The following is a 12,660-nucleotide window of genomic DNA, read 5'->3' as shown; positions in this document are numbered from 1 at the left end:
CCTGAAGTCAAAGAATGGGGACGTGCGATGCCGGATGCACCACTTAATGCGATGGCCGTCTTTGCGCGCGTGGTCGAGTGCGGCAGCTTCTCGGCCGCCGCGCAGGATCTCGGCATGACGCCGTCGGCGGTCAGCCGCCACGTGTCGCGGCTGGAAGCGACGCTGGGCGCGAGCCTGCTGCAGCGGACCACGCGCGCCTTTGCGCTGACCGAGCTGGGCCAGTCGGTCTACGCCGCCTGTGCGCGCATGACCGCCGCCGCGCGCGAGGTCACCGCGCTGGCCGGCGACCACGGCGGAACGCCGCACGGCGTGCTGCGCGTCAGCGCCCCGGTTTCGTTCGGGCAGGCCTGGCTGGCGCCGCGGTTGCCGGCGCTGCTGGCCAGATACCCGGGGCTGGACCTGCAGCTGACGCTGGCCGACCGCATGGTCGACCTGGTCGAGGAAGGCCTGGACGTGGCCGTGCGCATCGCCCGCGAACTGGCGCCCGGGCTGGCCGCGCGGCCGCTGCGCGAGGTGCGCTACCGGCTGGTGGCCTCGCCCGGCTACCTGGACCGCCACGGCACCCCGGCCACGCCTGCGGACCTGACGGCCGCGCGCTGCCTGTATCTCGGCTACGGCAACTTCGGCGAGCGCTGGACCCTGCGCCACCAGGCCGGCGGCGAGGCCGTGGTGGTCCGCATTCCGCCGCGCCTCACGCTGAACAACAGCCTGGCGATCATGACCATGGTGGAGCGCGATGCCGGCATCGGGCTGGTGCCGGATTTCTCGCTGGGCAGCGCGCTCGAGGAGGGCCGCGTGGTGACGGTGCTGCCGGACTGGGACATCCTCGAGCCCTACATCGGCACCGCCTATGCCGTCTACACGCCGACGCGGCACGTGCCGCCCAAGGTGCGGGCTTTTGTCGACCACTTGGCCGCGACGGCTGGCGACGCCCCGGCCTGATCAGGCCGCGCAGACCCGGTACACCGCCAGGCTGCCGCGCCAGTTGACGCCCCAGTTCACGGTGATGCCTTCATGCATCACCACGCGGTCGATCACGCGCAGGCCGACCTTGGGCGCGAGCGCCTCGAAGTCGCTGATGGTCAGCACGCGCACGTTGGGCGTGTTGTACCACTGGTAGGGCAGCGATTCCGACACCGGCATGCGCCCGCGGAACACCGACAGCCGGTGCGGCCAGTAGCCGAAGTTCGGGAACGACACGATGCATTCGCGCCCCACCCGCAGCGTGTCGCGCAGTACCTGCGCGGTGTTGTGGATGGTCTGCAGCGTCTGCGACAGGATCACGGTGTCGAAGCTCTTGTCCTCGAACAGGGCCAGCCCGCCTTCCAGGTTCTGCTGGATGACATGCACGCCCTTCTGCGCGCACGCCAGCACGCCTTCGTCGCGGATCTCGATGCCGTAGGCCTGCACGTCGAGCTCGTCCTGCAGCACGCGCAGCAGGCTGCCGTCGCCGCAGCCCAGGTCGAGCACGGTGGAATTGGGTTCGATCCAGCGCGCGATCGCGCGGAAGTCGGGGCGCAGCGCCAGGATATTGGGATTGGCCAGGGCGTTCATGCGCCGATCTCCTCTGCGATACGGTCGTAGTAGGCGCGCATCAGGTTGTGGTAGCGCGGGTCGTCGAGCAGGAAGGCATCGTGGCCGTGCGGCGCGTCGATCTCGGCGTACGAGACCGGGCGCTTGTTGTCCAGCAGCGCCTTGACCAGCTCGCGGCTGCGGCTGGGCGCGAAGCGCCAGTCGGTGCCGAAGCTCGCCACCAGGAAGCTGGCCTGGGTCTGCGCCATCGCGCGCGTCAGGTCGCCGCCGTAGGCCAGCGCCGGGTCGAAATAGTCGAGCGCGCGCGTGATCAGCAGGTAGGTGTTGGCATCGAAGTATTCGGCGAACTTGTCGCCCTGGTAGCGCAGGTAGCTCTCCACCTGGAATTCGACATCGAACGAGAAGCGGATGTCGTCGGTCTTGAGTTCGCGGCCGAATTTCTCGGCCATGTCCTCGTCCGACAGGTAGGTGATATGGCCGATCATGCGCGCCACGCGCAGGCCGCGCTTGGGCTTGACGCCATGCGCGTAGTAGTTGCCGCCGTGAAAGTCGGGATCGGACAGGATGGCGCTGCGCGCGACCTCGTTGAAGGCGATGTTCTGCGCCGACAGCTTGGGCGTGGACGCGACCACGATGCAGTGGCGCAACCGGTCCGGGTACATCAGGCTCCAGGCCACCGCCTGCATGCCGCCGAGGCTGCCGCCCATCACCGCGGCGAACTGCGTGATGCCGAACGCGTCGGCCACGCGCGCCTGCGCATTGACCCAGTCTTCCACCGTCACCACCGGGAAGCTCGCGCCATAGGGCTGGCCGGTGGCGGGGTTCAGGCTCATCGGCCCGGTCGAGCCGAAGCACGAGCCCAGGTTGTTCACGCCGATGACGAAGAAGCGGTCGGTATCGAGCGGCTTGCCGGGACCGACCATGTTGTCCCACCAGCCCACGTCGCGCGGGTCGTCGGCATAGACACCGGCCACATGGTGCGAGGCATTGAGCGCGTGGCAGACCAGCACCGCGTTGGAGCGGGCCGCGTTGAGCGTGCCGTAGGTCTCGACCATCAGGTCGTAGCCGGCGATGGACGTGCCGTTGCGCAGCTTCAGCGGCTCGGCGAAATGCATGCGCTGCGGCGTGACCACGCCGATCGAATCGGGCGGCAGGTCGAGCGCGGCGGGCGCGGCAGACGGCAGGGCGACATCAGTCATGGAATCCGGGCCCGTGGCGAACGGGCAAAAAAAACCGACTGGCATTTGCGTATGCAGCATCGCAGCCAAGTCGGGATTCACTGGATTCCTTGCGGGATTCCGCGTGCCGGCGCCATCCATTGCAGTGGTGACATGGGGCGCCGACCCAACCTCTTTAGCCGCATTTATAGTGGCAACCCGGACCTTGGTCCCTTGGCTGCCGCGCGCCCGCAAGCCAGTCATCAAATCGGCGCGACCGGGCAATTATAGAGCAATCGGCCCGGCATGTTGTTTTCAGCCCAGCAAGACCCTCAGGTGCGCCTCGACATGGTCCGACGGCGACTTGCGGAAGCCGCTCTTGGCATAGCGGTGCCACTGCCCCTGCACCGCCGCCATGATCAGCGCAGCGCGTGCCGGGATATCGGCATCCGCGGGGAACGCGGCCTGCGTCACCGCCACCTTCAGGCACTGGCGCAGCGAGGCCTCGATGCGGTCCACCACCTGGTTGATGCGTTCCTGCAGGCGCTCGTGCTCACCCACCAGCGCCTCGCCGGTCAGCACGCGCGTCATGCCCGGGTTCTTCTCGGCGAACGACAGCAGCATGCGCACGATCGCATGGACCTGGCGCAGGCCGTGCTCTTCCTTGTCGGCGATCTGGTTGATCAGGCCGAACACGGTCTGCTCGATAAAGCCGATCAGGCCCTCGTACATCTGCGCCTTGCTGGCGAAGTGGCGGTACAGCGCCGCCTCGGACACGTTCAGGCGCGCGGCCAGCGCGGCGGTGGTGATCTTTTCCCCGCGCGGGTGTTCCAGCATGGTGGCCAGCGTCTGCAGGATCTGCACGCGGCGCTCGCCCGGGCGCGGGCGCTTGCGCACGGGCGCGGCCGGCGCCTGTTCGCCCGCCGGCATGTCGATGTCCTCGGCCCTGCCTGAAATGACAGCCTCCGGCTGGTCCCCGTTGCTCTGCGTCATGACCCGGTTCTCCGCATTCGTCGTTGGAGTTGATGCATGGATTGTACTTTTATGTCCACATAGGCTGGCCGGTTCGGCACGCGCGCGCGCTCGCGCGGCACGTTGTCGGGCTGTGCCTGCGGCGCCTGGGTCTCCGCGGCCACCAGCGTCACCGACTGCTCCTGCGCGGCGTGGCCGACATGGCGGTCTTCTTCGGCCTCCAGCGTCGAGCGTACCGCGGCATCGCGTCGGCTGCCGTCGTCGCGCGCGGCGGGCACATCATGTGGGCGCGATGGCGCGATCATGCGCAGGTAGCCGGTCACCCACGCGGTGCGGATGCCGGTGCCGGCATAGCGCTTCAGGTGCGACACCGTGTCCTCCACCAGCACCGCGCGATGCGGCGCGATGCGGGTCTGCGCCAGCAGCCGGCGCAGCATGCGGCGGTCCGGCTTGGGCCGCAGGTGGCCGTGCACCCACATCTGCTCGATCGCCACCACGCGCTCGAAGCAATGGCGGATGCCGGCAATCTCCATCACCGCCCGCGCATAGTCCTGCGGCGCATTGGTGACCAGGATCTTGCGCCCGGGCAGGCGCCGCAGGTGCGCGGCCAGCCCGCGGCGCACGCGCACCATCTCGGCCAGCGCCGGGAACTCATGCGCGGCACGCAGGAAGTCCGCGGGATCGACGCCATGGTGGCGGATCATGCCGAGCAGCGTGGCACCGTAGCGCTGCCAGTAGTCCACGCGCACGCGGCTCGCGGTGGCATCGTCGCAACCGAGCACGCGCGCCACGTAGGCGGTCATCAGCCGGTTGATGGCCGGGAAGATCGCGTGCGAGGCGTCGTGCAGCGTGTTGTCGAGGTCGAACAGCCAGACCGTGCGGCCTGAGTTGTCGCCCGCCGGGCGGCGGCGCAGGCGAGCGCGGACACGGCGCGGAGGAGGAAGACTGGAAGGCACGCCGGGCAACTCGGAGGATATGGGGTGTTCCGGGGCGGCTGGCTGTTGCCAGGGCCGCCCCGGCGGCTCCGCTCAGTGCGAGCGGATCATGGTGCCGAACGCCTGCTCGGTCAGGATTTCCAGCAGCAGCGAATGCTCGATGCGGCCGTCGACGATGTGGACCGAATGCACGCCGCTCTTGGCCGCGTCCAGCGCCGACGAGATCTTTGGCAGCATGCCGCCCGAGATGGTGCCGTCGGCGAACAGCTCTTCGATCTCGCGCGCGGTCAGGTCGGTCAGCAGGTTGCCCTTCTTGTCCATCACGCCGGGGATGTTGGTCATCATCACCAGCTTCTCGGCCTTGAGGATCTCGGCCATCTTGCCGGCGACCACGTCGGCGTTGATGTTGTAGGCCTGGCCATCGTCGGAGAAGCCGATCGGCGAGATCACCGGGATAAAGGCATCGTCCTGCAGCGCCTTGACCACCGCCGGGTTGATCGCCTCGATATCGCCGACGTAGCCGATATCGATGAAGGCGCCCGGGTTCTCGCGATCCGGCATCTGCAGGCGCTTGGCGCGGATCAGGCCGCCGTCCTTGCCGGTCAGGCCCACGGCCTGGCCGCCGTACTGGTTGATCAGCATCACGATGTCCTGCTGGACTTCGCCGCCCAGCACCCACTCGACCACTTCCATGGTCTCTTCGTCGGTGACGCGCATGCCCTGCACAAAGGTGCCGACCTTGCCGACCTTCTTCAGCGCCTCATCGATCTGCGGGCCGCCGCCGTGCACCACCACCGGATTCATGCCGACCAGCTTCAGCAGGATCACGTCGCGCGCGAAGCCGTGCTTGAGCTTCTCTTCGGTCATGGCATTGCCGCCGTACTTGACCACGATGGTCTTGCCGTGGAACTTGCGGATATACGGCAGCGCCTCGGCGAGGATCTCGGCTTTCAGCGCGGGGGCAATGGCGGCCACCGTCGTTGCGGCAGGCCCGGGGTTGTCGGCGTTCATGGGGGACATCCGTGAGATTCAACAGGTATGATGGCTAATCGATCGCGTACCCGGGGGAAAACCAACGGGGATCGCCCGAAAGTGCGCCATCCGGCCACGGCAGGCGCCGATTTTACAAGAAACCGCGCGGGGCGCGAGCCTACCGGCCACAGCGGCCCCCGGCAGCCGCCATCAAGCGGCCCACGGGGCACCAGGACGGCACGCCGGCGTTCCGTCCGCGCAACAGCCGCGCCGGCCTCGGTCACCTGAGCCGATCACTGTGCCCGATCACTGTGCCCATTTGGCAAGCCACGCCGCGCACCAGTTCCCACCATGCCAGAAACCAACCGCGCATTGCCCCCTCCGATCCCGGCCCCTGCGCCGGCGTGCCGCCGATGAGCGACGCCCGCACGGTCCTCACCGGCCAGCTGCGCCCGGTCGAGCATTGCAGCCGCTGCGGCGCCGGTTTCGTCTGTGGCTACGTGGCCGGGCTGCCCGAGTGCTGGTGCGCCAGCCAGCCGCTGCTGCCGGCGCGGCAGATCGTGCCCGGCCAGCACTGCCTGTGCCCCGCCTGCCTGGCGGCGCGCCGGAGCGAGGATCAGGCGCCGGACCCGCCCGCGGGCACGCCGGCAGGCTGAGCCGGCGCACTGCCCCACTGCATCACCAGCATCCCGGCCACGATCAACATCGCGCCCGCCAGCCGCGCCGGCGTCAGCGCACGCACGGCAAACCCGGCCAGCCCGAACTGGTCCACCAGCAGCGCCGCCAGTACCTGCCCCGCCACCACCGCGGCGATAAAGCCGGCGGCGCCCAGTTTCGGCGCCATCATCAGCGCTGCGGAGATATAAAACACCCCCAGCACTCCCCCGATCCAGATCCAGCCCGGCGCGCGCGCCAGCTGCGACGGCGCCGGCAGCGGCACCCCGCAGCAGCCACAGCACCGGCAGGATGGCTGCCAGGCTGACCAGCAACGACACCAGCGTGGCCGACAGCGGATGGCCCAGCGTGCGCCCCAGCGTGGCGTTGGCGCCCGCCTGGAACGGGATCACGGCGCCCGCCAAGACGGCGGTGGAGAGCGGCAGCAATAGTGAAACGGGGATCGAAAACGGGACCTGAGTGACTGACATGGCGCGCTCCGTAAGGCAATATGCGATGCCTGCCAGTGTGAAATATCGCAAAGCGAATTCCCAATTCTGCTTTCGTACGTTTAATATTCGCCGAATGAATAGCCTACGCGGAATCGACCTCAACCTGCTGGTGGTGCTGGAAGCACTGCTGGCCGAGCGCCATATCTCCCGCGCCGCGCTGCGGCTGCACCTGAGCCAGCCGGCGGTGAGCCACGCGCTGGGCCGCCTGCGGCAACTGCTCGACGACCCCATCCTGGTGCGCGGCAAGGGCGGCCTGGTGCTGAGCGCGCGCGCCCATGAACTGGCGGGCCCGCTGGCCGAAGCGCTGGCGCAGGTGCGCATCCTGCTGGGGCCGAGCGGCTTCCAGCCCGCCACCACGCGCCGTACCTTCCGCCTGGCGATGTCGGACTATGGCGCGCTGGTGGTGCTGCCGCGGCTGCTGCGCGCGGTGCGCAGGGCCGCGCCCAATATCGACCTGGTGGTATCGCAGGCCAGCCGCGAGGGCATGACCGCGCAGGTAGCCGACGGCGAGATCGACATGGCGCTGGGCGTGTTCACCTACCAGCCCGAAGGCGTCAAATCCGCCGAGCTGTTCCGGGAGAGCTACGCCTGCGCGGTGGATGCGGCGACCGTGCGCGATTCCGGCCGGCTCGACCAGGTGGCTTACCTGGCGCGCTCGCACGTGCTGGTGGCCACGCACAGCGAACGCATGGATGCGATCGACACAGCCGTCGCCAAGCTCGGCGGGCGCCGCAAGATCGCCTGCGTGGTGCCGCACTGGAGCGTGGCGCCGGCGCTGATCGCCGGGACCAACCTGGTGCTCACCACCGCGCGGCGCAGCCTGGCCGCGCTGGAAGACGACCCCCGCTACGCCGTATTCACGCCGCCCTTTGCGCTGGACGACTTCACCTTCAGCATGATCTGGCACGAGCGCACCGAGGCCGATCCGGCCCACGCCTGGCTGCGCGAGCGCATGCTGGCGGCCGCTGCCAGTCAGGAATCGGAAGAGCCGATCAGCTTGCGCGGCTGACGGCGCGTTGTGGGCTGAGCGGGCCGAGCGGGCTGGGCGGGCTTGCCGCCAGCCGGCTTCGGCGGCTGCGCGCTGGCATCGCGGCGCTGGGTGGCGCCGGTGGCTGGCCTGGCCGGCCGCGTGTCCCCGCGAAAAACCAGCTTCTGCCGGGTACCGTGCTGCTTGTTGGCCATGATGGCTGGATGGATGAGGCCCGGCGGATCCGGCAGGGCCCGTCAGGCGATCAGTGCTTGTGCTCGCCGTGGCTGCCGCTCGCGCCGGCGGCAGCGGGCACCATGTCGCGCACTTCTGCCGTGACCTTCTGCTCGGTCACCTTGCCGCCCTGCTCGATCTTCAGCGTGATGGGCACGGTGTCGCCCTTCTTCAGCTGCGACTTCAGGTCCATCAGCATCACGTGGTAGCCGCCGGGCTTCAGCTCGACGTCCTTCATCTTGGGCAGGTCCAGCGACTTGATCTGCCGCATGCGCATCACATTGCCTTCCATCTTCATCTCGTGCAGCTCGGCCGTGCCCACCGGCGACGATACGCCGACCAGCTTCGCGTTCTCGTGCGCGTGCAGCACCATGAAGGCGCCCGATGCGGCCTGGGTCGGCACGGTGCCGCGCACCCAGGCATTGCTGACGTCGACCTGGGCCAGCGCGGCGCCGGAAGCCAGCGTGGCGGCGAGCGCGGCGAACGATGCGGCCAGCGTGGCCGCGCGGATCTTGGCTTGCATGAAAGACTCTCCTGAAAGCAGACATTAGACCATGCCGATGCCTGGCCGTGCCCGGCAAGGGGAGCGCCGGCGCGGCGCCTAGCCGGCTAGTCTGGCAGGCCGCGCGGCGCGCCGCCAATGCGGCAAGGTGTCGCACGCGCAGGTGCCCCGCGGCGGCATTGATACACTCGCGCCATGACCACCCGCGCCGTCGTGCCAAGCCTGCCCGAACTCCCCTTCCTGACGCCGCTGCCGGCCGGCTCCTCCGCCCGCCACGGCCAGGTGACGTTGCGCCGGCTGTTCTGGCTGCGCTGGGCGCTGCTGGCCGGGCAGGCGCTGACCATGCTGAGCTGCGACCCGATGGCCGGCATCCGGCTGCCCTACGGGCCGCTGCTGGTGGTGTTCGGGCTGCAGGCACTGTTCAACCTGATCACCGGCCTGCGCCTGCGCCAGCACACGCGGCGCAACAGCGCGCCCGGCGAGGCCGAACTGATGGGCCAGCTGCTGGTGGACCTGACCGCGCTGTCGGCGATCCTGTTCTTTACCGGCGGCGCCACCAACCCCTTCGTCTCGTTCTACCTGCCGGGCCTCGCCATCGCTGCCGCGATCCTGCCGTGGCGCCAGGTGATCGCGCTGGCGCTGTACGCGCTGGCCTGCTACACGGTGCTGCTGTTCGAGTACGTGCCGCTGGACCTGCACAACCCCGACAACGCGGTGAACTATCACCTGGCGGGCATGTGGCTGAATTTCGTCGCCAGCGCGGTGATGATCGCGCTGTTCGTCGCGCGCCTGTCGGGCGTGCTGCGCCAGCGCGAGGCGCAGCTCAATCTGGCGCGCGAGCAGTTGCTGCGCGAGGCGCGCGTGGAAGACCTCAACGGCCAGGCGGCCGCCGTGGCGCATGAGATCGGCACACCGCTGGCCACGCTCGCGGTGATCGCCGGCGAACTGCGCGCCGATGCCTCCGCCCCCGGCCGCGGCGCCACCGCGATCAGCGCCTACCTGCCCGACCTGCAGACCATGGAGCAGCAGCTCGGGCTGTGCCGCACCACGCTGGCACGGCTGCGCGAAGATCCCGCCACGCTGGCGCCGCAGCGCATCGACGGCTGGCTGCCGGCCTTTGCCGAACGCTGGCAGCTGCGCCATCCCGGCGCCGGCCTGCAGGCCGGCGCCACCCCGGGCGCCGGCGCCCAGGCGGTGGAAACCGCCCGCGTCGGCCAGATCCTGACCATCCTGCTCGACAACGCCGCGCGCAGCCAGCAGGCCGCCGGCCGCGGCAACGAACCGCTGCAGCTGCAGATCGCGATGGAGCCCGGCTACACCGCGCCGTGGCTGTCCTTCCGCGTGGCCGACCACGGCGACGGCATCCCCGAATCCCTGCGCGGCCAGCTCGGCGAAACGCCGGTGGCCAGCCAGCACGGCGGCCAGGGTATCGGCCTGTACCTGGCGCAAAGCGCCGCGCGCCAGATGGGCGGCGAACTGGCCTGGCACGACCGCCCCGGCGGCGGCACCGTGGCCGAGCTGCGCCTGCCCGCGCTGTCCGCGCTATCGACCTTTTCCGCGCCTGCCGCGCATCCGGAACCATCGCGCCACCACTGAACATGACCGACACCTTCCACCCGGTACCTGAAGCCACCGCACCCGCAGGCACGTCCTTCCTCGTCATCGACGACGATGAAGTCTTCGCCGGCACGCTCGCGCGCGCGCTGACGCGCCGCGGCTACTCGGTGCAGGTCGCGCACGACGGCCGCACCGCGCTCGCGCTGGCCTCGCGCACGGCCTTTGCCTACGTCACGCTGGACCTGCACCTGGAACCGCCGCCCGAGGCCGGCAGCACCGCGCCGGCCGAATCGGGCCTGCAACTGGTATCGCCGCTGCGCCAGGCGCTGCCCGACGCGCGCATCCTGATCCTGACCGGCTACGCCAGCATTGCCACCGCAGTGGCGGCGGTCAAGCAGGGCGCGGACGAGTACCTGGCCAAACCGGCCAATGTCGATTCGATCCTGACCGCGCTGATGGCGGGCGTGTCGGAAGAGGCGGCGCAGGCCGCGATGGAAGAGCCGGTGCCGCTGTCGGTGGCGCGGCTCGAGTGGGAGCACATCCAGCGTGTGCTGGCCGAGCACGGCGGCAATATCTCCGCCACCGCGCGGGCGCTGAACATGCACCGGCGCACCTTGCAGCGCAAGCTGGGCAAGCGGCCGGTGTCGCGCTAACGAAAAAGGCCACGCATATTGCACGGCCTTTCCGGTGGGAACTGCTGTCGGTGTTACAGGCGCAACTGGACGTAGTCCCAGTCCAGCCCGTCGGCGCTGCCCTGCGGCGTGCTGCCCTGCGCGACGATGCGCATGGCATCGCCGGCATGCCGGTCGGCCAGCGTGAACAGGCCGCCAGAATCCAGCGCCAGCTTCGCGGCCGCGGCAGTGGCCGCGCCGCGCGAACCCGATTGCGCCGCCTCGGCGGCGGGCACGGCGGGACGGATGCAAAGGAAGGCCGTCGCGGCGGCCAGCGCGGCCAGCAGGCCTCCTGTGGCTAGCACGACACGGCGGGTCTTGTAATGGACCATTCGATTTCTCCTGCCAGTGAGTTGAGTGGGATGCGGTGGCTCCCGCACCGGTCAATCGACCGTCAAGGTGACGAAGGGTCGCATTGGCGGGCGCTGGCGCGCTAGTGTGCTTACCAATGCTTACGATGCTTACCGGGATGTGGCAGGCGGATACGCATGGACGCAAAAAGGGCGCACCACGGTGCGCCCTTTTTTGCATGCTGCTGGTTGGCTCCCCTCTCCCCCTGAGGGGAGAGGGAGAACACCTTGCTTAGGCTAGCTCGGGCGGCTTTGGAGCACCCAAAACAGCTCTCCTTTTCTGCCCCGGGGGAACGCCCTTACAGCACGTAGCGCGACAGATCCTCATTGACCGCCAGGTCACCCAGGCGCTCTTCGACATACGCCGCGTTGATCGTCACGGTCTCGCCCGACGACCTGGTCGCATGGAACGACAGGTCTTCCAGCAGCCGCTCCATCACCGTGTACAACCGGCGCGCCCCGATGTTCTCCACCTTTTCATTGACCGAGAAGGCGATCTCCGCCAGCCGGCGGATGCCGTCATCGGCAAACACCAGGTCGACCGCTTCCGTGCTCAGCAGCGCCTGGTACTGCTTGGTCAGGCTCGCGTCGGTCTGCGTCAGGATGGCCTCGAAGTCCTGCACGGACAGCGAGTCCAGCTCCACGCGGATCGGGAAGCGGCCCTGCAGTTCGGGGATTAGGTCGCTCGGCTTGGACAGGTGGAACGCCCCCGAGGCAATGAACAGGATATGGTCCGTCTTGATCATGCCGTACTTGGTGCTCACCGTGGTGCCTTCCACCAGCGGCAGCAGGTCACGCTGCACGCCCTGGCGCGACACCTCGCCGCCGCCGATTTCGCTGCGGCTGGCGATCTTGTCGATCTCGTCCAGGAACACGATGCCGTTCTGCTCGACGTTGGTGATGGCCTTGTGCTTGAGCTCGTCGTCATTGACGAGCTTGGCGGCCTCTTCGTCGATCAGCAGCTTGAAGGCTTCCTTGACCTTCATCTTGCGGCGCGCCTTCTTGCCCTGGCCTAGGCCGGCGAACATCGAGCGGATCTGCTCGGTCATGTCTTCCATGCCCGGCGGGCCCATGATGTCCATGCTCGGCATGCCGGCGGCCAGCTCCAGCTCGATTTCCTTGTCGTCGAGCTGGCCTTCGCGCAGCTTCTTGCGGAACACCTGGCGCGTGTTGGAATCCTTCTCTTCCGGCTGCGCGAAGCCGATATCGCGCGCAGGCGGCAGCAGTACGTCGAGCAGGCGGTCCTCGGCCGCATCCTCGGCCTTGGTGCGCACCTTCTTCATCTCGGATTCGCGCGTCTGCTTGATCGCCATCTCGGCCAGGTCGCGCACGATGGTGTCGACGTCGCGGCCGACGTAGCCCACCTCAGTGAACTTGGTCGCCTCGATCTTGATGAAGGGCGCGTCGGCCAGCTTGGCCAGGCGGCGCGCGATCTCGGTCTTGCCGACCCCGGTCGGGCCGATCATCAGGATGTTCTTGGGGGTGATTTCCTGGCGCAGGGGCTCGGCCACCTGCTGGCGGCGCCAGCGGTTGCGCAGCGCCACGGCCACGGCCTTCTTGGCCTTGTTCTGGCCGATGATGTGCTTGTCGAGTTCGGAAACGATTTCCGACGGGGTCATGGTGTGCGACATGGTATCCGTTCAG

13 protein-coding genes and 1 pseudogene are annotated in these 12,660 nt (G+C 68.8%); 5 read left to right on the top strand and 9 right to left on the bottom strand.

The window, feature by feature from the left end; genetic code table 11:
- Window positions 1-27: 27 nt before the first annotated feature.
- Entirely contained in the window at window positions 28-942 is a 915-nt protein-coding gene (locus K307_RS26560; RefSeq protein WP_042883833.1) for a LysR family transcriptional regulator, read from the top strand.
- Here the strand turns inward: K307_RS26560 and metW are convergent, their stop codons facing one another.
- The 5 genes from metW to argB form a co-directional block, all read right to left on the bottom strand.
- A complete protein-coding gene (metW, locus tag K307_RS26555; protein WP_042883832.1) occupies window positions 943-1,554 on the bottom strand; it encodes a methionine biosynthesis protein MetW in 612 nt (203 codons plus the stop codon).
- Window positions 1,551-2,732 carry a homoserine O-succinyltransferase MetX gene (metX, locus tag K307_RS26550; RefSeq protein ID WP_042887437.1) on the bottom strand — a complete coding sequence of 394 codons (1,182 nt, stop codon included), beginning with the start codon at window positions 2,730-2,732 and terminating at the stop codon, window positions 1,551-1,553. The genes metW and metX overlap by 4 nt, the downstream gene beginning before the upstream one ends.
- A gap of 273 nt (window positions 2,733-3,005) precedes the next feature.
- Window positions 3,006-3,683, bottom strand: a complete 678-nt coding sequence (slmA, locus tag K307_RS26545; protein ID WP_022533270.1) for a nucleoid occlusion factor SlmA — start codon at window positions 3,681-3,683, stop codon at window positions 3,006-3,008.
- Window positions 3,680-4,618, bottom strand: coding sequence for a pyrimidine 5'-nucleotidase (locus K307_RS26540; protein WP_042887435.1), 939 nt, complete (start codon window positions 4,616-4,618; stop codon window positions 3,680-3,682). Before K307_RS26540 ends, slmA begins: the two co-directional genes overlap by 4 nt.
- Window positions 4,619-4,690: 72 nt before the next feature.
- Window positions 4,691-5,608: an acetylglutamate kinase gene (gene argB / locus K307_RS26535; RefSeq protein ID WP_080745243.1), complete on the bottom strand. Its 918-nt coding sequence runs from the start codon at window positions 5,606-5,608 to the stop codon at window positions 4,691-4,693.
- A 374-nt stretch (window positions 5,609-5,982) separates the two neighbouring features.
- On the opposite strand from argB, the gene K307_RS26530 reads away from it, so the two are divergent.
- On the top strand, window positions 5,983-6,225 hold the full coding sequence (locus tag K307_RS26530) for a cysteine-rich CWC family protein (RefSeq protein WP_042883831.1): 243 nt from the start codon (window positions 5,983-5,985) through the stop codon (window positions 6,223-6,225).
- On the opposite strand, the pseudogene K307_RS26525 reads toward K307_RS26530, so the two are convergent.
- Window positions 6,186-6,714: pseudogene (locus K307_RS26525) on the bottom strand (DMT family transporter). The gene K307_RS26530 and the pseudogene K307_RS26525 sit on opposite strands and share 40 nt — an antisense overlap.
- A gap of 94 nt (window positions 6,715-6,808) precedes the next feature.
- On the opposite strand from K307_RS26525, the gene K307_RS26520 reads away from it, so the two are divergent.
- Window positions 6,809-7,744, top strand: a complete 936-nt coding sequence (locus tag K307_RS26520) for a LysR family transcriptional regulator (protein ID WP_042883830.1) — start codon at window positions 6,809-6,811, stop codon at window positions 7,742-7,744.
- A gap of 223 nt (window positions 7,745-7,967) precedes the next feature.
- Here the strand turns inward: K307_RS26520 and K307_RS26515 are convergent, their stop codons facing one another.
- Window positions 7,968-8,459, bottom strand: coding sequence for a copper chaperone PCu(A)C (locus K307_RS26515; protein ID WP_042883829.1), 492 nt, complete (start codon window positions 8,457-8,459; stop codon window positions 7,968-7,970).
- 174 nt (window positions 8,460-8,633) lie between these two features.
- Between K307_RS26515 and K307_RS26510 the strand changes: the two genes are divergently transcribed.
- Both K307_RS26510 and K307_RS26505 read left to right on the top strand, forming a co-directional pair.
- Window positions 8,634-10,034 (top strand): ATP-binding protein, encoded by a 1,401-nt coding sequence (locus K307_RS26510; protein ID WP_042883828.1) that lies wholly within the window; start codon window positions 8,634-8,636, stop codon window positions 10,032-10,034.
- 2 nt (window positions 10,035-10,036) lie between these two features.
- Window positions 10,037-10,648 (top strand): response regulator transcription factor, encoded by a 612-nt coding sequence (locus tag K307_RS26505; RefSeq protein ID WP_042883827.1) that lies wholly within the window; start codon window positions 10,037-10,039, stop codon window positions 10,646-10,648.
- Between the two features lie 53 nt (window positions 10,649-10,701).
- Here K307_RS26505 and K307_RS26500 read toward each other — a convergent pair whose 3' ends face one another.
- On the bottom strand, window positions 10,702-10,998 hold the full coding sequence (locus tag K307_RS26500; RefSeq protein ID WP_010813289.1) for a hypothetical protein: 297 nt from the start codon (window positions 10,996-10,998) through the stop codon (window positions 10,702-10,704).
- Between the two features lie 317 nt (window positions 10,999-11,315).
- Complete coding sequence (gene hslU / locus K307_RS26495; protein ID WP_042883826.1) at window positions 11,316-12,647, bottom strand: ATP-dependent protease ATPase subunit HslU; 1,332 nt, start codon at window positions 12,645-12,647, stop codon at window positions 11,316-11,318.
- Window positions 12,648-12,660 lie beyond the last annotated feature (13 nt).

It is taken from the genome of Cupriavidus necator A5-1 (genome assembly GCF_000744095.1).
GTDB classification, from domain to species: Bacteria; Pseudomonadota; Gammaproteobacteria; order Burkholderiales; family Burkholderiaceae; genus Cupriavidus; species Cupriavidus necator_A.
The sequence above is the reverse complement of the archived record's forward strand: the minus strand, read 5'-3'. Positions and strand labels throughout refer to the sequence as shown.

What these genes read in the sequence shown, in the direction of transcription:
- K307_RS26560 (WP_042883833.1), top strand. Translation starts at nt 28, where the DNA reads ATGCCGGATGCACCACTTAATGCGATGGCCGTCTTTGCGCGCGTGGTC.
- metW (WP_042883832.1), bottom strand. Translation starts at nt 1,554, where the DNA reads ATGAACGCCCTGGCCAATCCCAATATCCTGGCGCTGCGCCCCGACTTC.
- metX (WP_042887437.1), bottom strand. Translation starts at nt 2,732, where the DNA reads ATGACTGATGTCGCCCTGCCGTCTGCCGCGCCCGCCGCGCTCGACCTG.
- slmA (WP_022533270.1), bottom strand. Translation starts at nt 3,683, where the DNA reads ATGACGCAGAGCAACGGGGACCAGCCGGAGGCTGTCATTTCAGGCAGG.
- argB (WP_080745243.1), bottom strand. Translation starts at nt 5,608, where the DNA reads ATGAACGCCGACAACCCCGGGCCTGCCGCAACGACGGTGGCCGCCATT.
- K307_RS26530 (WP_042883831.1), top strand. Translation starts at nt 5,983, where the DNA reads ATGAGCGACGCCCGCACGGTCCTCACCGGCCAGCTGCGCCCGGTCGAG.
- K307_RS26520 (WP_042883830.1), top strand. Translation starts at nt 6,809, where the DNA reads ATGAATAGCCTACGCGGAATCGACCTCAACCTGCTGGTGGTGCTGGAA.
- K307_RS26515 (WP_042883829.1), bottom strand. Translation starts at nt 8,459, where the DNA reads ATGCAAGCCAAGATCCGCGCGGCCACGCTGGCCGCATCGTTCGCCGCG.
- K307_RS26510 (WP_042883828.1), top strand. Translation starts at nt 8,634, where the DNA reads ATGACCACCCGCGCCGTCGTGCCAAGCCTGCCCGAACTCCCCTTCCTG.
- K307_RS26505 (WP_042883827.1), top strand. Translation starts at nt 10,037, where the DNA reads ATGACCGACACCTTCCACCCGGTACCTGAAGCCACCGCACCCGCAGGC.
- K307_RS26500 (WP_010813289.1), bottom strand. Translation starts at nt 10,998, where the DNA reads ATGGTCCATTACAAGACCCGCCGTGTCGTGCTAGCCACAGGAGGCCTG.
- hslU (WP_042883826.1), bottom strand. Translation starts at nt 12,647, where the DNA reads ATGTCGCACACCATGACCCCGTCGGAAATCGTTTCCGAACTCGACAAG.